The 25627-nt window shown below is 39.6% G+C and carries 26 protein-coding genes; 9 read left to right on the top strand and 17 right to left on the bottom strand.

Going from position 1 to position 25627, the window contains the following annotated elements:
- Positions 1–35: 35 nt before the first annotated feature.
- Positions 36–3422, bottom strand: coding sequence for a maltose alpha-D-glucosyltransferase (treS, locus tag V7K56_RS27165; RefSeq protein ID WP_334915463.1), 3387 nt, complete (start codon positions 3420–3422; stop codon positions 36–38).
- Between the two features lie 472 nt (positions 3423–3894).
- A complete protein-coding gene (locus V7K56_RS27160) occupies positions 3895–4050 on the bottom strand; it encodes a DUF4926 domain-containing protein (protein WP_334915526.1) in 156 nt (51 codons plus the stop codon).
- 136 nt (positions 4051–4186) lie between these two features.
- Here V7K56_RS27160 and V7K56_RS27155 point away from each other — a divergent pair, with 136 nt between their 5' ends.
- From V7K56_RS27155 to V7K56_RS27135, 5 genes are all read left to right on the top strand, one after another.
- On the top strand, positions 4187–4534 hold the full coding sequence (locus V7K56_RS27155; protein ID WP_334915461.1) for a CopG family transcriptional regulator: 348 nt from the start codon (positions 4187–4189) through the stop codon (positions 4532–4534).
- Between the two features lie 35 nt (positions 4535–4569).
- Entirely contained in the window at positions 4570–4731 is a 162-nt protein-coding gene (locus tag V7K56_RS27150; RefSeq protein WP_334915459.1) for a hypothetical protein, read from the top strand.
- A 24-nt stretch (positions 4732–4755) separates the two neighbouring features.
- Entirely contained in the window at positions 4756–4971 is a 216-nt protein-coding gene (locus V7K56_RS27145; RefSeq protein ID WP_334915524.1) for a PIN domain-containing protein, read from the top strand.
- 238 nt (positions 4972–5209) lie between these two features.
- Positions 5210–5428 carry a type II toxin-antitoxin system HicB family antitoxin gene (locus V7K56_RS27140; protein WP_334915457.1) on the top strand — a complete coding sequence of 73 codons (219 nt, stop codon included), beginning with the start codon at positions 5210–5212 and terminating at the stop codon, positions 5426–5428.
- On the top strand, positions 5429–5530 hold the full coding sequence (locus tag V7K56_RS27135; protein WP_334915455.1) for a type II toxin-antitoxin system HicA family toxin: 102 nt from the start codon (positions 5429–5431) through the stop codon (positions 5528–5530).
- Positions 5531–5751: 221 nt separating this feature from the next.
- Here V7K56_RS27135 and aroH read toward each other — a convergent pair whose 3' ends face one another.
- From aroH to V7K56_RS27120, 3 genes are all read right to left on the bottom strand, one after another.
- Complete coding sequence (gene aroH, locus V7K56_RS27130; RefSeq protein ID WP_334915453.1) at positions 5752–6165, bottom strand: chorismate mutase; 414 nt, start codon at positions 6163–6165, stop codon at positions 5752–5754.
- 156 nt (positions 6166–6321) lie between these two features.
- The gene (gene sppA / locus V7K56_RS27125) at positions 6322–7143 is read right to left on the bottom strand and encodes a signal peptide peptidase SppA (RefSeq protein WP_334915450.1); all 822 of its coding nucleotides are present in this window, start codon (positions 7141–7143) and stop codon (positions 6322–6324) included.
- Positions 7144–7685: 542 nt separating this feature from the next.
- A complete protein-coding gene (locus V7K56_RS27120; protein WP_334915448.1) occupies positions 7686–7982 on the bottom strand; it encodes a hypothetical protein in 297 nt (98 codons plus the stop codon).
- 520 nt (positions 7983–8502) lie between these two features.
- Between V7K56_RS27120 and V7K56_RS27115 the strand changes: the two genes are divergently transcribed.
- The 4 genes from V7K56_RS27115 (at position 8503) to plsY (ending at position 12128) form a co-directional block, all read left to right on the top strand.
- Positions 8503–9297, top strand: a complete 795-nt coding sequence (locus V7K56_RS27115) for an MlaE family lipid ABC transporter permease subunit (protein ID WP_334915446.1) — start codon at positions 8503–8505, stop codon at positions 9295–9297.
- A gap of 92 nt (positions 9298–9389) precedes the next feature.
- Positions 9390–9776, top strand: a complete 387-nt coding sequence (locus tag V7K56_RS27110) for a DUF3119 family protein (RefSeq protein WP_334915444.1) — start codon at positions 9390–9392, stop codon at positions 9774–9776.
- Between the two features lie 127 nt (positions 9777–9903).
- The gene (locus tag V7K56_RS27105) at positions 9904–11178 is read left to right on the top strand and encodes a DUF3086 domain-containing protein (protein ID WP_334915441.1); all 1275 of its coding nucleotides are present in this window, start codon (positions 9904–9906) and stop codon (positions 11176–11178) included.
- A 269-nt stretch (positions 11179–11447) separates the two neighbouring features.
- Positions 11448–12128: a glycerol-3-phosphate 1-O-acyltransferase PlsY gene (plsY, locus tag V7K56_RS27100; RefSeq protein WP_334915439.1), complete on the top strand. Its 681-nt coding sequence runs from the start codon at positions 11448–11450 to the stop codon at positions 12126–12128.
- A 73-nt stretch (positions 12129–12201) separates the two neighbouring features.
- Here plsY and V7K56_RS27095 read toward each other — a convergent pair whose 3' ends face one another.
- From V7K56_RS27095 to V7K56_RS27040, 12 genes are all read right to left on the bottom strand, one after another.
- On the bottom strand, positions 12202–12459 hold the full coding sequence (locus V7K56_RS27095; protein WP_334915437.1) for a hypothetical protein: 258 nt from the start codon (positions 12457–12459) through the stop codon (positions 12202–12204).
- Between the two features lie 63 nt (positions 12460–12522).
- The gene (locus V7K56_RS27090; protein WP_334915435.1) at positions 12523–12762 is read right to left on the bottom strand and encodes a hypothetical protein; all 240 of its coding nucleotides are present in this window, start codon (positions 12760–12762) and stop codon (positions 12523–12525) included.
- A 361-nt stretch (positions 12763–13123) separates the two neighbouring features.
- Entirely contained in the window at positions 13124–13696 is a 573-nt protein-coding gene (locus V7K56_RS27085; protein ID WP_334915433.1) for a hypothetical protein, read from the bottom strand.
- 37 nt (positions 13697–13733) lie between these two features.
- A complete protein-coding gene (locus V7K56_RS27080) occupies positions 13734–15353 on the bottom strand; it encodes a hypothetical protein (protein WP_334915431.1) in 1620 nt (539 codons plus the stop codon).
- Positions 15354–15361: 8 nt separating this feature from the next.
- Positions 15362–16057: a hypothetical protein gene (locus V7K56_RS27075; RefSeq protein WP_334915429.1), complete on the bottom strand. Its 696-nt coding sequence runs from the start codon at positions 16055–16057 to the stop codon at positions 15362–15364.
- A gap of 47 nt (positions 16058–16104) precedes the next feature.
- Positions 16105–16929, bottom strand: a complete 825-nt coding sequence (locus tag V7K56_RS27070) for a hypothetical protein (RefSeq protein WP_334915427.1) — start codon at positions 16927–16929, stop codon at positions 16105–16107.
- 87 nt (positions 16930–17016) lie between these two features.
- Entirely contained in the window at positions 17017–18066 is a 1050-nt protein-coding gene (locus tag V7K56_RS27065) for a hypothetical protein (RefSeq protein ID WP_334915425.1), read from the bottom strand.
- Positions 18067–18215: 149 nt separating this feature from the next.
- Positions 18216–19043, bottom strand: a complete 828-nt coding sequence (locus tag V7K56_RS27060) for a hypothetical protein (protein WP_334915423.1) — start codon at positions 19041–19043, stop codon at positions 18216–18218.
- A gap of 257 nt (positions 19044–19300) precedes the next feature.
- Positions 19301–22048 (bottom strand): hypothetical protein, encoded by a 2748-nt coding sequence (locus tag V7K56_RS27055; protein ID WP_334915421.1) that lies wholly within the window; start codon positions 22046–22048, stop codon positions 19301–19303.
- Entirely contained in the window at positions 22002–22373 is a 372-nt protein-coding gene (locus V7K56_RS27050) for a hypothetical protein (protein ID WP_334915418.1), read from the bottom strand. Before V7K56_RS27050 ends, V7K56_RS27055 begins: the two co-directional genes overlap by 47 nt.
- Positions 22374–22387: 14 nt before the next feature.
- Entirely contained in the window at positions 22388–23008 is a 621-nt protein-coding gene (locus V7K56_RS27045; protein ID WP_334915416.1) for a hypothetical protein, read from the bottom strand.
- 582 nt (positions 23009–23590) lie between these two features.
- Positions 23591–24781 (bottom strand): choice-of-anchor tandem repeat GloVer-containing protein, encoded by a 1191-nt coding sequence (locus V7K56_RS27040; RefSeq protein ID WP_334915414.1) that lies wholly within the window; start codon positions 24779–24781, stop codon positions 23591–23593.
- Positions 24782–25627 lie beyond the last annotated feature (846 nt).

Genomic DNA, 25627 nt, shown 5'->3' with positions numbered 1-25627 from the left:
ATTTCTTGCAGTTTGTTCTTACTAGGAAAAACTGTTTAAGCAGTTTCACTTAGTAGTCGCAGAATAAATTGGAGTGGAATTTCTATCCAATCAAAGTGATTATTTAGTTCACAACCTAGTGCATCAATCGCTTGCTCTAGAAGATAGGCAAAAAGCAGCACATCTAATTCTTCTGTTGTCTTTGGCAGGAAAGATTCTTGATTAGCAGTTTCTAAATAAGAATTGAGAAAGCTAGTACTAACCCAGGTATACCAAAACTGTCCCCATTGTTCTATAAGGGGTAAATTTTCAGGCAGGATCATCCCAGATTCTTTTTGATAGCGGAGAGCTTCGTTAACTGCATAGTTGAAAGATAGCAACATTCCTGCTACATCTTGTAGAGGCGATCGCTTTATGCGTCGTTCGCTTAAACTACGATCTGCTTTGCCTTCAAAATCAGGAATAATAAAGTCTTTTCCTGTGTAAAATACTTGCGATAAATCGTAGTTTCCATGATGACGAGTACGCAATGCAGTAATTTTTTGCCCGACAACTAACTGAAAGCGTTCTAATATTTTCTCTTGGCTATTAAGAACTTCTAATGCTAATGGTTGAGTGTCGTTTGGCAAGTATTTTAGTCGTTCTTTTAACAACCGAAATACTTGTCCAGTTAAGTTACGTGCACTTTGATATATTGAACGTTGATAAAGTGATGAAAAAGATTCTGGAGCAAAGTCTGAGCTATCTATATTTGTAGCCAGCGCTATATGGAATTCAGCTGTGGATTTACCCAACATCTCAACACTTTGCAGGTAAGAAGTGATAGTTGCAATTGCCAATTCTGGAATCTCAATTCTCTGTAAATCCAACAATGAACCTGATGGCAGAGGCACTTCGGTAATAGTGGCGTGTTCTGTGGTCACTAAATCAAAGTACTTTTGCAAACTATCAAGGGTGTAGTCCCAGCCACTGCGAATATCTAAAATAAACTCTTGTAATATGCCTATAGTCGTGGGTAGGGCAGTTTTGTTGCCTGTTTTATTTGCACGGCGGTACTCTAAAGCACCAGCTAAGAAAAGTGAGTGTTGCAAGCGTTTTTTCTGGTATAGGAAACGTCGAATTTCTAAATCTGGGTGCAAACCCTCCTCGACTTTGCGGAAGAGTTTCAACAACAAGCGATCGCCATAAACTATACAAGTATTAGTTTGTTCTTCTTTATTTAGGACAGTCGGCTCATGATTGGTTAACTGTTGGCGCAATTCAGAGAATGAATCAGTAGTAGTGCCAAATAGTTCTCCGGTTATCCCTTTATAAGAGTGATGATTAGCAATTGCATCATCTAGCAGTGAAGTGAGAAAGTTCTTGTCTGCTAAAGCATCAAATAAAATTCCAACTTCTTGAGTATTGGGTGGAGGAGTGTCTATTTTGCCTTGCACCTCAAGCCGTGCAATCACAGCTTGCGGCATTTCTGCCAAAAGATGTGTTGCTTGCTCACCTTCTGCATAGGCGAGAAATAACAGATAAGTTTCGTGGTTTCCTTGGGTATAGTCTACCTGCAACCAAACGATTTGAGCTATCTGCTGATTATAGGGTAAAGAAATCGCTTCAATAATTTGTACTGATTGTACAGTCTGAGTTTTACCGCCAAACCAGCTACAGGTATAGAGATAATCCCGTAGTGTTGATTCTAGAACGCTTTTTGACTCTCGTTGCGAAATTACATTCTGCCATGAACCATTTACCAACAGAGTTACTAAATCTGCTTGGGGTTTAGGGGGTTGAGTTGAGCTAGGTTTACGTTGTAAGGTGAACCAATAAAACCCGTAAGGACTTAAACTGAGGAAATATGGCGATTCTGTAATCGCTGGGAACTCAGTGGAACCAAAAATTTCTACTGGTAGTAGCCCATTGAAGGTTGATAAATCTAAGGATACCGTTTGTACATAACGAGATAAATTTGCTACTACCAAGACATCTTCTTCAGAGGTAATCCGGCTGAAGGCAAAAACTTTGCGATTATTAGACTGTACCAATTCAAAACGCCCTTCACCCAATGCCGCAAACCGTTTGCGAGTAGCGAGTAAACGTTTCATCCAATACCAAAGAGAATTGCTATTAGTCCGTTGTGCCTCGACGTTGAGTGCTTCGTAGTGATATTCTGAGTCAACGATGACGGGTAGATACAAGCGTTGTGGGTTGGCGCGACTAAAACCGGCGTTGCGGTCAGAACTCCACTGCATAGGTGTGCGAACACCATTGCGATCGCCTAGATAAACGTTATCTCCCATGCCAATTTCATCACCGTAGTAAAGTACGGGGGTTCCTGGTAGAGATAACAGTAAACTATTGAGTAACTCAATTTGGCGGCGGTCATTACCCAAAAGCGGCGCTAATCTGCGGCGGATGCCTAAATTTACCCGCATCATCGGGTCTTGTGCATAGGCCCCATACATAAAATCGCGGTCTTCATCTGTTACCATTTCTAGAGTCAGTTCGTCATGGTTGCGGAGGAACAATGCCCACTGACAGTTATCAGGAATGGATGGAGTTTGTTGGAGAATATCTACAATTGGGAAATTATCTTCCATCCGCACTGCCATAAACAAACGCGGCATTAGGGGAAAATGAAAGTTCATGTGACACTCATCCCCTGCACCGTAATATTGCGCTGCATCTTCAGGCCATTGGTTCGCCTCAGCTAGTAACATCCGGTTAGGAAATTTCGCGTCGATGTGCGATCGCAACTCTTTCAAAAACGCATGGGTTTCGGGTAAGTTTTCACAATTCGTTCCTTGCCGTTCGTAGAGATAAGGTACAGCATCCATGCGTAATCCATCTACACCCATCTCCAACCAAAAATCTAGAACATCAAATACTGCCTCGCGCACCAAGGGATTGTCATAATTCAAATCCGGCTGATGGGAATAGAAACGATGCCAGCAATAAGCTTGGGCAACTGAATCCCAAGTCCAGTTAGATGTCTCAAAATCTTGGAAGATAATTCGCGCTTCTCGGTATTTCTCAGGAGTATCACTCCAAACATAAAAATCTCGCTCCTGACTTCCTTTTGGGGCGCGACGTGCTCTTTGAAACCAAGGATGTTGGTCAGAGGTATGGTTAATAATTAACTCAATAATTACACGAATACCGCGCTGATGAGCAGCGCTCAAAAACGCTTTAAAGTCTTCTAACGTACCATAGATAGGATTGACACTAGTGTAATCGGCAATATCGTAACCATCATCCCTGAGTGGTGAAGGAAAAAAAGGTAACAACCAAATGGCAGTAATACCTAAATCTTGTAAATAGTCTAGTTTTTCTGTCAGCCCTGGAAAATCACCAATACCATCACCATTACTGTCAGCAAATGTGCGAACACCTAGTTCGTAGATAATTGCATTTTTGAACCATAATGAGTCATCTTTCAAGCTGGAGTTCGGCATTCTTTTAAAAAGATATGCGATCGCATATCTAATAGAACTATATTTTTACTTGATACAATCGCTGAGATTATCAGCTTATTTATCTTACACGAGTAATGTTTAAACTTTCGTACTTAAGTAATGAAACTACCAAACGAGCTATATTTAGTCATAAGTAATCATACCAACTGCGTATATACATACAGCAGTTTTCATTTGCATGAAGTGCAAAGTTACAGGTTTTGAGGCAGGAGGCAGAAGCTTTTTATATCTGATGTTCCCGTACTACATTTTGAACTTTATTTAAAAAGCAACCTGCTGTATAATTTTTATTTTCGGGTGCGAAAATGTAACAAAACTTATTGTATAATATAGCAATCCTAAATGAGATTGTGAAAATTTTTGTTATGGTCGTCCTAAGTAAATTGCTAATGACAGCGAACTCCAAAAATATTTCACAAATGATTTAGGACTGCTATATGCGACGATAGGATTAATTTATCACCTGCGATCGCACAATTTCTCTTCTACCAATGGGACATATTTGTATGCTGTGGAGTGAAACAATTGCCACAGTTTCCCCATCGAGTGTGACAAATTCAACCTCATATCCTTTGCCACCCTGATGTACCAAAACAACTGTACCTATATCACCCTACTCTAAACTGTATTCTAGAAGATTAGTTGTTAGAAGAACTCTGTCAAGTTCTTGAATCATCATCGCTGTTAATCTTATAGCTTCAGCCAACTATAATGTACTTAAGATTTTACACAAGGATGGAACCATGACTAACACTCAAAAGATGGTTCGCTTAAACTTAGATTTGTCACCTGAACTAAATCAGATATTAGACGAATTAGCAAATAAAATAGGCACAAGTAAAAGTGATGTTTTGCGTCAGGCTATAACCTTGATGCAAATTATGATTATAGCTAAAGAGGAAACCAAAAAATTAGGAGTTCCAGAAGTAAATCAATTGATATTAAATGAAATCATTCTCTCATCTGAACAGCAGCCAAAACCGCATCCATTAAAAGCTTTTTTAGAAACCTTTGGAACCTGGGAAGACACACGCACCGCAGAAGAAATTATTGATGAAATATATTCAAGTCGTACTGTAAGCGATGTCTGACGACAAGCCACTTTGCGTCTACACAATCATAGCTTATGAACTATTTACTCGACACTGATACGTGTATTTATTGGCTTAACGGTCGCCAGCCAATCAGAGATAAATTATTAGCAGTGGGATGGGATGAAGTATGCATTTGTGTTATCACTGTTGCTGAATTGTATTATGGTGCATACAATTCTAATCGAGTTTTATAAAATTTAGATAGTGCAAAAGACTTTATTCAAAACTTACCCGTTGTACCTTTAACCGATCCTGCTCTAAGAAAGTATGGTGAATTAAAAACAGAACTCCGTAGAATAGGACAAACTATTGCTGAATTTGATTTATTAATTGCTAGTGTTGCAGTTGCAGAAAATTACACTTTAGTAACAAACAATACTCGTTACTACAGCCGCATTTCTAATTTACAATTGGAAAACTGGATTTCATCTTAAAAATATTATGTCAAATATAAATGACTACACAATTAACAATTCAAAATTCAAAATTCAAAATTAAAGACATTTTGATTCGGGGATTTAAACCCCGACTCAAAATATGCTACGTGTATGGTTGGGGTCTTAAACCCTTGAATGTACGATAAAAATTAACGTATTCAAAGAAATTTAGATTTATCATCGGATTTGAGCATTATATTTATTCTAGACCTGAACTATACAAGATTAATTTATTATGAAATTTCAAGTAATTTTTACTTTTGATTCAGAATATGAAGGCTATGTTGCTGAGGTTCCTCAACTTCCAGATTGCGTGAGTCAAGGAAAAACACTAGATGAGGCAATTGAAAATATTAAAGATGCCATTACTGGATATCTCCACATCCAAGCTAAACATGGCAAACCTTATATTGTTAAGGAATCGCAAGTATTTATCGGGGAAGTTGTAGTATAAATGGGACGTTTATCAAATATATCTGGTAAGGAAGCTGTCAGGATTTTTGAAAAGTTTGGTTATGTATTAGATCGCCAAACGGGAAATGATACTTTGGTGTGAATCAAAACCAACTTGATCAATTCCTAATCATCGGGAATTAGCTCCTGGGTTACTTAGAAGTTTGATTCAACAGGCAGGAGTTACAGTTGATGAATTCCTCGAACACAAATGAACTCAGAGAAAAGCACTGACATTATCTACATTGGCAATAATAAATGCTGACTGCTGAGAAAGTTAAAACCTAAGTTTCTCTACTTCCTCGGTGATGCGATCTAAGTATTTTACACTTTTGACTTAACTGCTTGCTGTGATGCTTGTAAAGTCTGAGGCAAACTCCAGTCGGGACGCAAGCTAGCGGCGTTGCGTAAATAAATATGATGAATTGAGGCAGAGGTTGGCAGATAAGCGTGAATTAAGAAGCGAATGCAGCGCTGTAAGCTGCCTTCGACGTGCATTTGCTGCACATCCAACATAGCCACATTATTCCAACCAGGACGCGCTCTTGCGATCGCTGCTGGAAAAACAGCATCCAAATCGCGTGTCACTGAGAAAGTCACACTAATCATGTCCGTTGGCTGGAATTGATTCCGGTTTTCCAGCTCGTCTAGTAGTTCTGTAACCACCTCTCGGATTGTCTCAACAGTATTTTCTGAAGCGGTTGTTGCTCCGCGAATAGCTCGCATTTGCCAGTCCACGCCAAAATCCTCCTTAATTAGTCATTGGTCATTGGTCATTGTTCATTGGTCATTGGTCATTGTTCATTGGTCATTGTTCATTGGTCATTGGTCATTGGTCATTTGATTGTGAACAAAGGACAAAAGACTAATGACTAATGACAAACAAAAAACCATTTATGGTCGATATAACCACAGAGGTAAACCACTAGTAGACATTTCAAATTCGAGCCAATCAATACCAGCCCCAATTCCTGATGAAAATTGACGACTCCCTGGTACGAAGCGGCTCAAAAAAGGTTTACGCTCTTCTAGGGTATAGCAGAGAGTTTTTTCTGGATCGAGACCAACTAGTTCTGCTGTCCAGCGACGGGCATCTTCTTCTGTGCCCAGGCGGTCTACAACACCCAAAGCTAGGGCTTGCTGTCCAGTAAAAATCCGCCCATCGGCGAAACTTTTCACAGCTTCTACCGTTAAAGAACGACCCTCTGCTACCGTTTGGACAAATTGCTGATAACTTGTGTCAATCAACTCTTGGAGAATATTTTCTTCTGGTTGAGTCAGTTCCCGATCAAAAGCCAAAATGTCTTTGTAAGGGCCAGACTTAATTACCTGGAAGGAAACACCAATTTTTTCTAGCAAGCGTTCCAAGTTATTTCCACGCAGAATCACACCAATGCTACCCGTAATCGTACCTGGGTTGGCGACGATGTGTTCGGCTCCCATGCCGATGTAAACTCCTCCAGAAGCCGAAATATTGCCAAAGCTAGCGACAACTTTGATTTTTTCGCGCAAACGCTTCAGGGCACTGTAGATTTCTTGAGAATCTCCGACTGTACCGCCAGGGCTATCGATACGTAGCAATAATGCCGGAAACTTTTTTTCTTCTACAGTTTTCAGCGCTTCTAGGACGCGTTTGCGAGTAGCACTAGCGATCGCACCAGTAATTTCAATCCGCGCAATTTGTTTTCTAAACTTGGGCTTAAACGGCCAAACCATGAGCTGTCAACATACCTCGTAATAAATTCAATATAAGATGCCCAACGGTCAGACGACCTGCTTTCCTCTGTTAAGAAACATGAGCAGGCATTGTGCTTGTCAGGATTTTAAGGAAATTTTTATATTTTTCAGTGAGTTTTATTTAATATTCTCAATTAATGCTAATCAAATCCTTAAAGATTGCAGCTAGCACAAAATGCCAAACTCTAGTTTAGCGTTAACGTGATGATTTAGAAAGGCTATTTTAGCTATTTTGCCAAATTCAAAGTGCTCAATGCCTTGTTATTCTAGCTTTTTAAATGCTTTAAGACTGTTTTACTACGGTCGCGCACGTTTACTAGTTGTTAGTAATTAATAACTAATAACTCATGAATATATAAATATTTAATCAATCACTTCGACACTTAATTTAATTAATAAAAATCCATTCAGCAACACTAATCTCTATTTAGGTTAAGACCTGTAGTACTTTCACTCTAGAAATATCACTTTTTCCTGTCTTCTACAGCCCAACAATCTCCTGACGAAGCTATTTTTACTACTTAAGAATCTATACGTAAAATTTGATACCGATAATAGACAAACATATCAAACAGTGCCCCAACGAAACTACAGGTCAAGCTAATTACAAATAATCCGCGTAGGGGAGTTCCACTGCCGAAGGTGGCGAGAAAATGCATAATCTCAGTTGCGATCGCTTCAGTTAACTCTTGTAAGCCAGGGAAGTGACCAATGAGGGATAAAAAGAGGAATCCGCCGCCAACAAAAAAGAGGGGAACGAAAAAACTAAAAATGATTGTGAGTACTAGGGAGCGGAGAAAGTTAGTAAAAATAGTCATTTAAGACAAACTCCGTGAGTAGAGATGACAAAAGCAAGATAGCGGTTTGTCATTTTCTACAATACGAGCGATCGCTCTAAAGCAGACAATCTGTCAAAAATCTTAAGTTTTCATTAAAATAAAAGGCTAGCAGTTACAGCCCATGCTGGGGATACAAAAAGTGACTGAAAACTACAAAAACCTTGCAGGATGGAGGTTATAGCCAAGGGTACTACTTAGAGATTGCTTTGCAGCACATTTAATCAGAGCTTTATTTTCTGAGAGCATTTTTAATCTAAGTTAATATTCAGCCTTCTTGGGGGAATGGAGAGATGAGGGCAGAGGAGCAGGGGGGCAAGGGGGCAGGGGGGACAAGGAGGACAAGGGGGACAAGGGGTAATTATTAAACAAGTCTCTCCCTGATCTCCCCCCTCTTCCTTGTCTACCTTGTCTCTTCTCAATGCCCAATGCCCAATGCCCCATTCCCCATTCCCCATGACTTCCGCTATTCTTAAGGCAGTTACGAGTTAGCTACAGAACATTGAACCAGACTACATCCAAATCCAGTTTAGAGGAATGGAGTCAGCGGCTGCTGGCAGCGATTTTTCTGGGTGGACAAGTAATAGTTCACCTATTGAAAGGCAAAATCCATCGGCGCAACACTTTAGAACAAATGGCAGCAGTTGGACCAGATTCCCTATTTATTGCTCTATTTACTGCTATTTTTGTTGGCGCGGTGTTTACCATTCAAGTGGCGCGGGAATTTATCAACTTTGGCGCCGGAAACGTTATCGGCGGAGTGCTTTCTGTAGCTTTGACACGAGAACTCTCTCCCGTGTTGACAGCAGTGGTTTTGGCAGGACGAGTTGGTTCTGCCTTTGCAGCAGAAATCGGTACTATGCGAGTTTCAGAACAAATTGATGCCATGTTGATGTTGAGAACAGATCCAATCGATTACCTAGTTATCCCCCGCGTTCTTGCTTGCTGTTTAATGCTACCAATTTTAACCCTTCTGTCTTTGGTGACAGGGATGTTCGGAGGATTCATCATTGCGACAAATATCTATAACCTGTCTGATACGGTATTTCTAGACTCAGCCCGTAACTTTCTTGGTCTCTGGGATATTTTTAGCGCCATGATTAAAGCCTGTTGTTTTGGCATTTTAATCGCTGTAGTTGGTTGCAGTTGGGGGTTGACGACAACAGGAGGTGCCAAAGGTGTAGGACAGTCAACTACAACTGCTGTTGTGACTGCCTTGCTGATTATATTTGTTAGCAACTTCTTTCTTTCTTGGTTAATGTTTCAGGGGACTGGCAGTGCATTCACAGGTCTATAAAACTGATGAGTTAGGAATGAGGAATTTTAACTTATAACTCCTGACTCCTAAAATAGGAAAGATGCCTACTAAACAAAGCAGGATTTAAGACTGTGACCAGTTCATTTGTTTCTAACTCTACATCAACTGTGGAACTCAAGCCTAGTTACAATATACCCATAGTGTTGGTGATTGCCTCGATTCCACTACTGTTGGTACAACCTTGGGTAGGCTCCGTTTTGACGCTGTTTGGTTTGTTTCTGATGTTTCAGGCGTTAACGCTGCGTTTGCAATTTACCGCTACCGATTTAGATATTTACAGAGGCGAAAAATTAATTCGGCGCTTTCCCTACCAAGAATGGCAAAACTGGCGGATATTTTGGAACAGAGTCCCTATCTTGTTTTACTTTAAAGAAATTAAAAGTATTCACTCTTTGCCGATTTTATTTGACCCCAACACCTTGAAAACTTGCTTAGAACAACGTTGTCCGCGTATTTAGTGCTGAATTCTGAGTCATTTTTATATAGACTCAGAACTCAGCACTCATGCTCAGGATTTTTATGGCAGGTCAATTGTAATATTTCTGAAAGCTATTTATTCGCGTCATCGGAATTACACTATTGTTTATGAACCCAGAGGCATCTCAAACCCCAGAACCAATTGATGAGCGGTTGACAGAAAAACCAGAAGAGAACAATGTAGTTGAACATCCAGTCAATCCATCAGTTGAGTCAGTAGTAGACACAAAAGCCATTAGCTCATCAGAGGACTACACAACTTTTGAGCCACTCATTTCCAATGCAGAAGTGGTAGATTCTACAGTAGAGCTAACAGAAAATTCAGATGGCGAGTTTGTCGTGCAGTTAGAAGTGGAAAATGTCGCCCTGGGGTCTGAAATAGGATCGGGAAATAATTCTTTATATACAGAAGCAGAGCAGCGAGTGGCAGAGTTGCAGAGTACTGAAGTAGCTCTCAAGTTAGAAATAGCCAAGCTGCAAGCTTCTTACGAAAAGCTTCAGGTACAGGTGAGTGAAACTCAAACCTCACTGGGGCGACTCGTACAAGAGTCGCTAGTGCAGTTAGAACAACGCAAACAAACCCTGCAAATTTCTGTAGAACAATTAGAACGCCGTCAAGAACGTATCCGCAATGAAATGCGAACGACTTTTGCTGGTACATCCCAAGACTTAGCAATTCGGGTACAGGGTTTTAAAGACTATCTCACAGGTAGTTTACAAGATTTAGCTTCTGCCGCTGAACAGTTGCAACTAACGCCAAATGTGGTGGAACGAGAAAAACCATCTGTGAAAGAGGCTAAACCAACTGAACCCCAACCTGGAATACCTCAATTTGCCCAACAGCAGTTTCAAGATACTACAAAGCAAATTCGCCGCCTAATTGACCAATACCGCAATAAACCAGATTACTACGGCCCACCGTGGCAACTACGCCGTACTTTTGAACCAATCCACGCTGAACGAATCTCCAACTGGTTTTTTACCCAAGGAGGAAGGGGTGGTTTGCGGACAATGGGTAGCCGCTTACAAAATATTCTGATTGCCTCAGCTGCAATTTCGATATTACACAAGCTCTATGGCGATCGCGTCCGTACTTTAGTCTTAGCTAATACACCGGAACGATTAGGTGAATGGCGGCGTGGCTTGCAAGATTGTCTAGGAATCGGTCGCCCAGATTTCGGCCCAGACCGTGGTGTGGTATTATTTGAGGCATCTGACGCTCTGGCTCAAAAAGCAGACCGATTGACGAAAGCCAATCAACTGCCTTTAATTATTATTGACGATTCCGAAGAACAAATCAGTCTGTTACTGCTACAATTTCCCCTATGGTTAGCCTTTGCTCCTGACCCCAAAATAGTGAGAAACTATGATGATGACTTTTAAAGGAGTCATTAGTCATTAGTCATTGGTCAAGAGTAATCACCTCTTGACCAAAACAGACTCATGATACAAGCCTCTAAATTAATTTATGGACAAGAAAAAAGATTTATTTCGAGATGGCGAAGCACGAGAAATAATGTGTCCTTATTTCAAGCCCCATTATTTATTTATGGGGATAAGAATTTTGAATTTTGAATTCCCCGTTCGCGTAGCGTCTCGCAGAGAAGGGGTTGACTTTTTTGAATTTTGAATTTTGAATTTTGAATTGTATTATGGCTATTTGGTTAACTCTGTGCGGGGTAATTGTAGTTATAGCTTACCTGCTGGGTTCTTTTCCCACTGGCTACATTGCTGTCAAGCAGTTAAAAGGTATTGATATTCGGGAAGTTGGTTCAGGTTCCACTGGCGCAACTAATGTGCTAAGAACCTTGGGCAAAGGGCCAGGAGCATTGGTTTTAGTACTTGATTCCTTAAAGGGAGTATTAGCGATCGCTCTAGTTTATTGGTTGTTCAACTTTGAGCCAATTCAAAATTATATCCCTCCAACAGTAGATGCACAACTATGGCAGCCGTGGCTAGTAACAATATCTGGATTAGCTGCCATTCTGGGACATAGTAAATCAATTTTTTTGGGCTTTACTGGTGGTAAATCTGTTGCTATCAGCTTGGGGATTTTGTTGGCAATGAGTTGGCAGGTAGGTTTAGCAACAGTGGGTGTGTTTGCTGTCGTTATGGCGATATCGCGGATTGTTTCTTTAAGTTCAATTGCAGGTGCGATCGCAGTTTCCATTTTCATGGTACTTTTCCATCAACCATTACCCTATATTCTGTTTGGGATTGCCGGTGGCTTGTATGTGATTTTGCGCCATCGCACTAATATTGAACGACTGTTTGCGGGAACGGAGCCAAAAATTGGGCAACCTGTAGCGACAGAACCCGAACAAGCTGCATGATAGGGAAGTGGGGCCTAACTCAAAACTTTTTTGGGGAGAGCTTCTAAAGAATTACTGTATTGGTGTTTTAGGCTCACGAACGAACGCTGCTTTTAATTAAACGGTGGAAAAGGCGGCAAGGCCACAAAAAAGCTCCACAAATACTGACTGAGGCAATGGCGGCCACAACTCGCCAACTTGAACTAGACTCGGTGTCAGACTCTGAAGGATGAGCTTGTGTGTTTTTAGCTAGTTCTGGCATTGAATGAGATAGCTGACTGGCTGTACTCACCCCTTCAATCGCTGCTCCAATTAGATAAGCTACTAGGGCAATTACTAGCCAGTTATTCATAATATTCCACTGTTTGAACTTTGAGCGTATGCTTGGCAGCGAGCAATTATTTGATTTTTCAGACTAATGATTGCCGCCTTGTTCTAAAGATAATCGATTCTCAGCCGTGTCACGAATTAAAGGCAGTTTAGATTTTATATAAGTATTGAGAGTGCTATCTGCCTGGGCATCAAGCCCCTGCTTCGCTTGTAACTGCTGGAGAAGTAATTGTACTAAAGCAGCATCGTCAAACTGGAGCAAGGTGCTGACCTGGGTAGACTCAATTACAGCCCAAAGCTGTTGCATCATTTTGGTAGTGACCATGAGTCTGTAACCTCTTAAGCTTTTCTTTATATTTACACGATTTTGGAACTTGTGGTTAGTTTTTATCTGAAGATTTATAAAGATGTACACTAGGAACGTCTGAGTAAGGCAACACGATTAAGCTACTGGCTATGGCGTTTTTTCAATTGATTGAACTACAGTATTATCCATACTTTATCCTAACCCTGCTCTATCAAGAAAGAAACCTACCCAAAGACTTAAATACTCCGTAATCCTTTTTTCTAAAGAGGGAATTATAGCAAGGCTTTTGATCGGTCACAATGCAGACATACGTAGGCATCAACGCTTTTTATCAACAGGAAATTTCTGTGGCTATCGGGTAATTTTGCTAAAACTTTATTTATTGTAAAACTTTTGCACAAGCTCCTTCCTGACCAGAAGGATCGGGAAAAACTGCTAAAGTGTGATATTCAGGATCATCTGTTTTATATATAACTCGAAAAGTATACAGCTTGTTTTTACCTTGCGCTTCGGTAACAACTGTTAAAAGTGTATTGCTAGTGGGAGGAAGTCCAGGAATGTCCAGTTTTTGAATTCGTCTAAGTTGAATTACATTTGCTGCGGAGTTTTTACAATCTCCTGAACTACTATTAGATTCTTGACCAAACTGCATACATACTGGCCCATCAAAATCCATAGTTACCTGTGATGGGTCATTTAACCAAACTTTTTTAATTACTTCTCCAGCCGGAATAAAACTTAAGTTTGTTCCTTGTTGATACCAAACGTCAATCGTAGGTATTAGTCCCCCTAAACCCTGTGCTTGGCAGGAAAATACGGAACGCAGAACGGCGTTATTAGCTACAGCACGACCTACCAACAAGAACATAGCAACCGAGAAAATTAAGGAAGCTATAGGTTGGAAATAAGAACGTTCTGGATTATTTCCTGACAAGTTAATATTCTTTTTCATGGTTGCAAATATCTAAAATTGGTATAAATATTACCCCTTAAAACTGAGTTGGTTGATTAACGTAAATCTCAATATTTGTACCTGCTGGCAAAAACCAAACACCACTTTGTTGAGACATTTGGGCGATCGCCTGTTGATTGCGTTGGGCAATTTGAGGTACTACAGAGTTCATACCACCTTCCAAAACAGCAGCTCCAAGGTTGCGTCTGTTCTTAGTGACCAAAATAGGATATGCACTGGTGACGTTGTTACCGTTAGAAGTGCCATCGGGGTTGGTGGTAGGGTTAATTGTTGGATATTGGTATTCACTATCACTACGATTTACTAACTCTGCTGCTTTACCAATACCTCCCAAAACGAATAATCCTGCATCCATTGATGCTATGGAGGAACTTTGACCAGGATATTTATTTGCGATTAAAGGTTTGCCTTGAGTACCGCGAAGAATAATTGCATTGTTAGGTAAGCTTCGTTCTATAGGGTTGCCATTATTTTGCGAGATAACTTTGACTACGTTCATCTGCAAAAGACCTTGTTCAGAAAGCGAACCAATTTCAGTTAAGAATTCGGTGTTTGCAGGTAGAGCGGGAGTACCATCCCTACATGGTAATGCTTTGTTCAATCGAATCACAAATACGTTTTTAGCTTCATCTGTATCACCACCACCGCCTGACTTATTACTAGTTTCTCCAAATATTGCTGTTGCCAACACAGCTTTTGCACTACTCCCGACTGGTACTACGCATTGCTGTCCCTGCGGTTGGGCTTGACTGACTACAGAATTTTCCGGTTGTGTGGTTTGTGGAGTTTGCTCAGGATCAGGGTTTGGTGTCTCTTGCTGCGGCTGCTTGGTGTTTGCAGGTTCCAAAGTAGCTATATTACTAGTAGGTTGATTGCTAGGATTGACTTGACCGTAGCTACCTAACTTTGCTAACCTTGCCCACTCTGCAAATGGGTTTGGTGGGGATGGTGGAGTTATATTAACTATCGGTTGAGTATTTGGCTTCACAACTGGTGGCTGGGGCGATTGCGAAGGTTGAGAAGCAGGTACTCTAATGATGCGCTCAACTGTCAATGTCCGAGGTACGTAAGCTGTTGGTGGGGGTGTTGGGATCACTTTCTGTCTAACTGACGGTTGTTGTAAGGGTACTGTCGGTGCTGATTTGGCAATTCTGAGCTGTTGTTGGGCAGCTTTCACCATCTGTGCTTGTTCAGTCAGAGCTAATTTCGTTTTGAGAGTATCTATTTGGCCTTCCATCTGTTGAGATATGGATTCATCACTAGGCTGCTCTTGCACTGGTGGAGAAACAATATTTTTTGGCTTTTGATTGCTGCCACTCATCAACTGAGACAAAAACACACCACCCACTAAAACGATGGCTAAGGTAGCAGCTCCCACCAAGCCTAACTTGGCAAAGGGATTAGATGAGAGTGCTTGCTTGGTCTGAACTTCTTGTGGAAGAGATAGCGACTCTGGCGGCGTTGCAGAGTCTTCCGATCCTTGGATATCACTAGAAGAAGATTCTTCTTCAAAGCCGACCAACCTTGACATCCGCGATTCCCAATCAAAAGATTCTACATCTTGTTGGCGATCGTCGGTAGTTAAAGTAAATTCATTTTGGGGAGGCGTTTGGGCAGGAATTGAATATCGGGTCATGGTAGAGCCTAGTTTAGATTTCCAGAACAATTATTATCTTTAATTTCACATATATTATAAATTTCTAATCTGGCTTCTCCAAGGCGGTAAGCTGCAAACTGCGACGGTAGTGCTGCATTTGGTAGTGAAGTTACAGGTCGATCTATTGCTCTAACTAAAATTTGTTTATTAAAGGAAACTGATTTTCCTAATTTATCATAACTGTTAAAAGTTAATTGATTGGCAAGTATCTCTACTTTCCACTTTCCATTACTTATTTCTGTAGGTTGAGAAACTTTTTGGATTACTAAGACATTCTCTGCACCTCGATTAACATTTTCAAATTGGCTATCTGGATTTAAATTAGTAATTTCTGACTTAAGTTTTTCTTTAAAATCATCAGCTACTAGTTGGGAGGTAATTTCCCAGATTTGTGTTGGTGGCTGCTGTTGTGACCAGGTAAGCATTAAACTCATAGTTTCACCCACAAAGCGCCGAATAGTTTCTGGTTGCCGCTCTAAATTGGCTTGGGGGTCTACCGTTATAGCATGACCATCAACAAGTTGTACTAAACTTTGAGGTGTAAGTTGTCGACCTAACTGTTGTAACATAGACCAGTGAAATATTAGTAACAGTAAGGTAAATAGATGTAAACCAAACGTTCCTACTGCTAACAGGGGTAAAGGACTATTTTTTTTATTATTTTCTGGTTTGAGTAATTGCATTAATAATCAATAGTATAATGTTGAACTATTTTCACATCAGAAATCGATTATCTGATAAAACTATCAGATGTTTGTCCAGCTCTGCATTGTTTTGATTTATCTTGGTTCAGGTTGTTGTAATCATCTAGCAAACATAAATTACGAATTTCATAAATTTCTAGTCTATCAGCGCGGACACTATAAATTGCTTTTTGCAAGTCGGTACTATTGTCGGCTTGAGGATTAGCAAAATAATCTGCTGCACGTACAAGTAAATCTTTATTAAAAGGAGTTATAAGTTTTGCACCACCAACTCGATTTTTTTGAACTAAGTCGGCTACCATACCAACTTGCCACTTACCTGGTGCAATTTGTTTTGGCGGATAAATTCTCTTAATTACTAATTGTGATGTCATCGCTTGGTTGGGATTTTCCGAGAAAACTTCTGGCGGTGTCATTTCTGCAACTGTGCTTAAGAAACCTTTGCGAAAGTCTTCTGATAAGGCAAAACTAGCTACCCAAGTGCTAGTAGTAATTTTTTGGCTACCACCTTGAGGTGTGTTAATCAGTATTCCTAAATCGGATTTAGGGTTTGCGACTTCTTCAATAGTTTGTGGTGGTAAGGTTCCAGACCAACTAAACATTGATATCATCGTTTTGCTGATAAATTGGCGAATTGCTTCTGGTTCTCTTGCTAAATCATCAATATTAGCTACTGGTTTACCGTCGATTAATTGTACAAAGTTGGGAGGTTTTCTTAGACTGAGTTGGCGAATATTTAGCCCTTGTAATAAGAATAAAAATAAAACTAATATATGTAAACTAAAGGTTGCGATCGCAAAAAACGTCAAAACACTTCCCGTTCTTTGTCTTTTTTCTAGTAAACGCACCATTTCTTCACCTCTTCGTGCAAAAACTTCAGCTATTATATGTTTTGCATATACTTACTAGTTACAACACTTACAACAATTTTATATTTTCTATATCCTCTCCTTTACTAAAGAAGCCGTACTGTTGATTGCGCTGAAGACCGCAAAACCACCAGCAGCAGCCACAATTAAAGATAAAATTGGTGCTAAAATTCCCAGAAAAATTATGAACCACATTAAATCTGGATCTACATTAGCATTTTGACCTGGGCCATTGACAATCACTGCGGCAGTCAGCACAGCAATAATATTGAAGGAAATTTTGGCGATTCCAATAGATAAAAATCCAGTCAGCCATGCAAAAATTGGTTTACCAGCTACAGGTAGCAAAGATCCACCTACAGCTATTGGCCCTAAAACTGCTATTAACAACATAGTAGCTTCTATCAAATTTTGAAAGGCATATTGTAAGGAAACTAAAAAGTTTTTGATGCTTGTTTGGACTGTCGAACCTAACAGGGAATTAAAAGAAGTTTCTGATACAATGCCAGTGCCATATCTGATATTATCTACTTTAGTTTGTAGTCTATTTATCCAGTTTTTATTTCCATAAGTCTCTCTATATTTCTGCCAGAGAACGTTGACTTTTTCAGCAGCTTTAACAAAACATTGACTTTGTTGTTCGCCAGTTAACGATTGACAAGGACGTAGTAAAGAACCAGCTACTTCTTCAGCAACACTCATATTCAGTGCTTGCTGATATATATTATTTGCATCTGCTGAAACCACTACTTGCTGATTCACAGTGTTTAAAAAATTCCGCACTCCCAACGTCAGATTAGATAGTATACTTCCATTGCCTGAATTACTTAAGAGTACTACCACAATAAAAGGCCAAATTAAAGCTGATATGGGACGGGTGTATTCGTAGGATATTAAGTCTTTAAGGAATTGTATCATAAAAAACAACAAGGTTCCTACAGCAAAAAAAATACCCAGATTTGTCAGCGCTCCATACAAGTTATTACTGGTATTATTTTGTAATAAATCCAGCCATTGTTTGTCCCAACCTTCGGCAATACTTTGGGAAGTTGCGGCACCATTATCGAGAATCTGATCGATGCCTACTTGGGCAAAAATTAGTTTAATACAAAGTTGCATTTTGAATTAATGGGCTATTTTTTTAGATTTTGCCAGGTGCGTTAGGAAAATAACCCACCATACTAAACTTTTTTAGATTTCCTGTTGATTTTTCAGAAGTTAAAAGATTTTAAAGTTGTCTAAAATATTAGAGTTTTTTTATTAAAATCCTACTTCTTAACTTGTCTGCCAAACAAATCTAGTTGAGAAGTCGCTCGTAAAAGTCGTGCTGCTTCTGTAGATGTTTCTACTCTCCGAGCGCGATTCGCCTCTTCTGTCTGCTGAGAAATGTTTGCTAAATTTAAGTTAGAGTATTGCAAAGCCTGATTATTTTGTAAAGTCTGACCAAATGTTTCCGCTACAATTTTTATTTGCTCTTGTTGAATTTTCAGAATTTGCACTTGACTCAAACCTAGCAATTCTGCCAAACTTGAAACAGCTTTCGTTTCACCCGTTGCATTACTTGCACTAGCAAGGTTTTTAATTGTACCGATAAATGTATTATTGTTACCCTCTGTTTCCTGAGCCAATCCCTCAATATCTTCCAGAGATTTCTCTGTATTTTCTAACTTTACTTTTGTCCTAGTTTGTCCATTTTTACCGAGAACACCTACTGCTACTCCACGGGTAATTATACGATTAAGTTCATTACTAACTAAATTTCCCCGTACTGCTGCATTATTCTCAAAGCGACTTGATTTAGCATCTGAATTATAAGAGTAGTTAATTGAATCATCACGAATTTTTTGTCCCGCAGCAACGGGGTTAGGTATCTTCAAATCTCCCTTGGCACTCTCAATCGCAATTTGACTCTGGCCTTGTTCTAAAGGGTTTAAGGTATTCTTCAAATTATTATGTTGAAAGTAATCTTGCATATCTTGGGAATATGATTGAAAGTCAGTCCAAACCTGACCTAATCCACCTGTCTGAACTTGTGCGATCGCTGGTAGTATTGCCAGGGATAGCAAGGTAAAAGTAAAAATGGTAGTTTTTCGCATACATCTGTACCTGAAAAAGGTAAACTACATTATATAGTAAGGTAAAAATTTAGCTTTTGAACCGTGCTAATTTTGGATAAAAGAATTAGTTTTTCGGTTCAATCCCTGACGCTATTCTAAAATCTAAAATTCTTAAACTACAACCCAAAAAATGGGTGCAGTAAATCTAAAAAACGTTGGTAACTCGCTAATGCTACACTATCAAAAATCTAAAATATAAATTTTTTTATTTACTATTAATTATTTAGATAACTCGATTAACTACTACGTAGAGTAGCCACTAATTGACGCGCAAACGCAGAAATTGCTTCATATTTATCACTGTGAAGTTGCATCATTTGGCTACGTGCAGTTTGTTCATAAGGGTTATTAGCAACTGCTGCCAATTGTTCGTAACCTGGATAGTAACGACAGAATGTATAAATACCGTTATCATCTAATAACCATTGGCTATAAACACCTTCTTTGCGGGGAAAAAAGCTTTCTGAAGCATTACGAGAAATAACTTGGCGGGGATATTTCAAGATGTCTGCAAAACTATCCACTGCAACTGGCTGAATGCGTCCAATCAACCGTGTTGTTAAGTTTTGCAATATTTTCGATGCAGCTTTAGATTTAGCAATGGTGTCAGGATCTTGTCCTGATAAGATGACTCTGATCCCGGCTTTAGCGCCGTTAGCACAAATTCTACCAACTAAGTCGGAAATTTGCTCAAACTCAAATAGAATTGGTGCTTCGTCGATAAAGAATATGGAAGCTGGACTACTTAATGCGCGTCGGAGTGCAGCTGAATAAGCACTCAAGGATAGTACGGCTGCATCTTCACTATCTGATAGGTTTCTGAGAGCAAAAACTAAAAGTTGTGCATCGGTAGGAAAGCTGGATGGTGAAGAAATGGCTTGTCCCACGCGGCTAGAAAGCCAAAAGCGTAAGCGCAACTGAATTTGACTGAGAGCGTCTTCTACTCTGCCAGTTAAAGAACTTAGCTGCAAGTGTTCTGGTGAGCAGAAAAAGAGAAAATCTTTTAAAGTGGGGGTTTTCTGCCAAGCAAGAGTGCCAAATCCCCCCGCCATCGCCTGGCGATATCGCTCTTGGATGCCTTCATCTCTAAAGAAAGCTTCTAAAGCGAGGTTGAGCAGTGATCGCACGGTTTGCGATAAAATTTGACTTTCAGTGGACGATCCCAAAACCATTGTCATTAACGCTGATTCCAGGAAGGCAGTATAATCGTTAAAGCGATCGCGCTGTTGTTCTGCTTCTAGCGATCGTAAGTCTGGCTGCTCAAATAAGTTATTCGATTGTTTGGAAATATCAAAATAGGCTCCATTCCCCTCCATAAACTCTGTGTAGTCAGTGAAAGTAGATGTCCCATCAGGTTTGGGGAAATCTAACGCCACAACCGGAATCCCATGCGCCAAAGCCTGAGTTAAAATTCCTGATACTAACACTGATTTACCAGCACGAGTTGTCGCAAATAAAGCTAAATTTTTGTGTTGATTAAATAAATCTAAATGTATGGGTGTTCCGCCTTCTTCAGCAATCAACTCAAAACCTTGTCTATCACCTTTTTTACTTAAAACTAGCGGCATTAATCCCGGAACTTCACTTGTTAAATATAGCTGGCGACGGTTGAAAGGTGTTGCTAATAAACCTTCCCAAACTATCGGTAGAGTTTGCAGCCAAATTTTCCAGGCATATTCAATTTCCCTAACTACTCTGGCTGGACGTTGGAAACAGTTTTCAATATATCTTGTCGCTTCATCTAATTTTTCTAAAGTTGGACGATGTACTAAAATAGCAATACTCGTATAAATCGGGACTGCACCTTCAAATAACTGTTCTTGTGCTGCTACCGACTTCTTCAACTTTAATTGAGCGTTGACATCAATAGTTTTACTTTTCTCTTGAGCCAGAATCGTTGTCATGTTTGACTGCTTTAACACTCGTTGCAGAGTAGTTTTTACCAATGCTGGATTTGCAGCAGTCAACTCACAAAATATTTCTGTATCTACTACTGTTTCTCTGGCCAACAATTCCCATAAATAGCGCAGTTGAGCCGATTTATTAGTCCAACCGCCAGGTTTTTCCAGAAATGATAGTGTGCCAATGTAACGATTATTAACATTAACCCAGCGGCGATCGGCACAAGGTACACTAGATTCCATCAACAAAGTTGTGCCGTGAATATTGTCTATAAGCAATTTAGTACTAGCTAAATCAGAATTAACTTGTTCGTGCAGTCCTTGTTCATCTAAAGTCATTAACTGGGGAATATCTATTGGCTGCGTATCATTAAACCTTTTCCAGATTTCTCCCCAGAGTTCATTAGCAGTCAAAGGTTTGACATCCAATCCCATTTTGTTAGATAAGATTTGTTCCCAGCGGAGAAAACCTTGGTTGTAAGCGTTTGTAATCAGGGTTTCAATGCGTTGATTTTCTACTTCTAAAAGATCACCTTTAAATTTCAACCACCATGATTCAGCTTTGACTAAAAGCTTTTCTATCCAATCATCTGCGTGTTGCGAATTAGATTCAATGGTGTAAGTTACATAAATCCGCAAAAATTTCGGTTTACGAATCCCAGAAATAGTCAGTTCTTTAATTCTGGCTCTCTCCGCCATCAACAAATATTTAATGTCTCGCGATGATGCATTCCTTATTAGTGATGCTAACTCTTTTTGGCGCTCTTTATCTGAACTAAAAGAACCCAAGTGTAGTGTCATCCTTTCACCGCTAGGAATGTCTTTTAATCCAGCTTCAATATTATTAAAAAGTGTATCAATTTGTTCAGGTCTTAAGGTGGTATGAATTCCCTTACAGTCAAAACCAAAAACAAAGCAGAATCGATCTTTTTGAGTACCTTTTGTCAACAGGTAAGCGCCAATATCACGTCCATTCATTGCAACACGCAGCATTGTCGCCAAGTGCAAGGCATCTTCAAATGGCGTTAATCTACTTTCATTTCCGGCGATGCCGACGCTTTGTTTTCCGATTTTTTGCTTCATGGTTAACTTCCAATAAGCTTTGATAACGAGCAAAGCCTCTTGTCCAAGTGGGAACGCCGATAAATTTACTTAAAAAACTCCAACTCCTACCACCAGTTAAGATCCACCAAGTTCCGATTCCCCAACCAGTCATTAGTACTGTCCACAACCATTTTTGAAATTCTTCTTGGAAAAGACCCCCAAAAATTCCATTGATAATAAAATAGGAGGCTAAGGCTATTACCGTCCAAGGAAGAATTTGATCGGCAGGGATTGGTCCTAGTGAAGGTTGGCTTCCTAGAACCTGATTGACTGGACGAAAATCTTGTTCCCGCTCTTGAGACATTTGAAATATCTGAATTATTTATTAGGGCTAGGGCCAATTACAAAGCCTGTAAGTATATCAGCAACGGTAACAGCAACAACCACTAATAGGGGAGTTCTAGCGATGCTTTGCCAATCTTCATCTTTACGCACTGCGTTAATCACACCAACTAAGGAAATTGCAATATAGAGTAAGTAAATTGCTCGCAACACATTAAATATCAAACTTATTGCTGTGTTGCTATCACCACCGTTGGTTGCTGAACCACGGAAGCTGTTTTTGAAAAAGTCTTCAGCTTTCCCAAAAAATTGAGCTTGTACAGGGGCTGCAAACCAGTCTAACCAATATAAACTCAGAATGATCGCTGCTGCTAAGATTTGTAATAATATTAGCGTTCGCCTTGGTAAATTCACTTGCTGCCCAATTTGCTGGATGATGACTGCAATTAAACTACCAGCAAGTAAACAAAACAGCAGGATAGGACTTTTGAGGCTGATAACGCTAACAAATACAGCACAAGCAATCAAAAAAGGTACAGATTCAAGCAGGATACTCAGACAGGATTTAAATGCCCGTCTTAACTTGTGAGATTCTTTCGCCGCACTACCAGTTAAAGCTTTGAAAAAGTTTCTCTCGTGAGAACTTTGTCTAAACATTTGCTAATTTTCCTATGGTGTACTATAATTATTACATGTATTGATTTTTACAAATATTACATTTCAACGTGCTTTTAACATCATTCATTATTGATCAAATTATAAACCTGTAGTAAAGTTATATATTCTACATCAGTATTCTAAAGCTAAGTTAACATGATATTAAGATTTATCTAAAAATAAATTTCTCTGATAAAAATAAATTTCTCTGATTTGAAAAGCTGGATTGCAAATATCGAGATTGAACTGGTAGATTCCTCTCGACTTTGAGAATTTACTCAATCTTCTCATACAGATAGCCTCGATAAAGCAACTTCAAAGCCTTGACTTTCCCTACTTCATAGGTATCTGAGCAAACGGCTATAAATATTTTAGACTTGTATGTACACCGTAGACTTGCTCTGAGTGCAGATCAAAGGTATTTTGGCTCTTTAGGGTTCTTCGGAGTGAATACGAGATGAAACAGTATTGAGTCACCGAAATTTAAATACTTGTCTTTGAAAAGTTTAGATCGATTATAGAAAAATGGTAAACGTTCAAATGTACGTTTTACCATTTTCTACACGCCGATTAGATTTGGAACTAGATTACAAACTTAAACACAGTTCCTAGATTAGAAGTACCGCCAAAAGAGGCAGTACCATACAAGGCACCATCAGAGAGCTGAATTAGTGTGGACTCTGGCGTTGCTCCATTAGTACCATTAAAACTAATTAAGCCGGTGATGGTAGCCCCAGTCAGCTGATAAATAACTCCTTTGTTATTTGCCCCACCAGCAGATGCTGTGCCATAAAAGTTACCATTGCTTGCTTTTATGAGTGCAGCCGTTGGGTTGGCTCCATTGGTGCCATTAAAACTGGCAACTAAAACGGGTGTACCGCCACCGATTGGAACCTTGAATATAGCTCCTTTATTGCTGGCTCCACCCAGTTTAGCGGTGCCGTAAAGGAATCCGCTGGATTCAATTAATCCAGACTGTGGATTTGCTCCATTGGCGCCACTAAAGCTATATGAAGTCAGTATTCCTGCGGGAGTTAACTTGTAGACAACTCCTTTAGCACTTGCTCCACCGCCAGAAGTACTGCCGTAGTAGTTTCCATCGGTAGCCAGTTGCAATCTTGCTAATGGAGTTGCTCCATCAGTACCGCTGAAGCTTCTGATGGTGGTGAGTGCCCCGGTGGTGGGCGAAACCTTGAATATAGTTCCTTTATTATTGGCCCCACCTGTAGAGCTTGTCCCCCACAAATTGCCATCAGTACCTGTAATCAGTCGACCTGCTGGGTTAGCCCCATTAGTGCCTGTGAAATTTGCAAGAGTTGTCAGGGTTGTAAAAGCTGTTTTCGCCAACTTAAACACACTGCCGAGGTCACTTGTACCACCTGTAAAGGTTGCCCCATATAAACTGCCATCGGCTGCTTGAAATAATCTAGCAACTGGATTAGTCCCTTTATTGATTCCAGAGGTTCCGGTGAAATTTATCAGTGTGGTCAGAGTATTGAAAGCAGTAGGAGTTAACTTGAATGCAGTTCCTTTGCCAGAAGTGCCACCAGCAGAAGTAGTTCCATAAAGATTGCCATCAGTACCGTTACCCTTAAATACACCAGCTCTTGGTGTAGCTCCGTTGGTGCCATTGAAACTTACAACAGTAGTCAATGTTGCAGCAAAGGCTTGTTGAAAGGGTAGTACTAATGAAGAAGCCAAAACAGTTAAAGAAGTAAAAATCAATACCTTATTTTTACTCTGGCGTTGTTTGTACAGATTAATCTTGTTCATTTGAATACCTCAAAAAAAGTTAGTGGAGACGGAATTGTAGCTAGTTCTAACGGATTTTGTGATAGCTGGTACTCATGACTAAATACCAATTTGAAAAATGATCGCTACAAATGTAGATTAGGAAGCCACGTCTGTAGAAGGGTTTTCCAGCTTTTCTGCATTTAAAAGCTACGCCTAGCCTCTCCCTTTTACCCAAAGGGAGAAGCAAGTGGCGTTTGAAAGAGAAAACCCAAGATCCCAATATCTTGTATATGTTGGGTTTTACTCCGTCATCTACAAGATATTGCTACGTCTCAATCTACGTATTGAGCGCAGTTTTATCTAAAACTGGTATAATTTTTAAGTTTAGGCATGAGTAATAAAATGCCTTAAATGTTGGTATAGCCCTATTTGAAAAGGACTCAGAAAACCTGTTTTACCTACATCACAAAAACCGTACTAGCACTGAGTCAATAACGTGAATGGCACGATTAATGATTTCGTTTGGTAGCATAAACCATTATTTATTTTTTTGATGTCGTGAAAAACACAAAAAACAGGGAAAAATCCACGATTTTGGCAGAATATAGTCACAAAGTCTGGAGTTCAAATAGCCCAGATGGTGTGCTTTTTGTCAAGTAACTGTAAACTCAATTAAATACTGATTAAAACCTCTAAAAAATCTTAATAAGAAAAACTACGTACTTAAATGAAAGATTTTATTTTATCTAGATAAAGAATAAAATGTTATAAAAACTACTTTTAAAACACCTTTAAATTCCCAAAATATATTTAAGTTTCTTAATCATTTCATAATGTAATCATGACTTAAAGTTTACCTTCACATTCTATTGTTGATTTCGTTGG

Source organism: Nostoc sp. (assembly GCF_036917535.1).
GTDB lineage: Bacteria > Cyanobacteriota > Cyanobacteriia > Cyanobacteriales > Nostocaceae > Nostoc.
The sequence above is the reverse complement of the archived record's forward strand: the minus strand, read 5'-3'. Positions and strand labels throughout refer to the sequence as shown.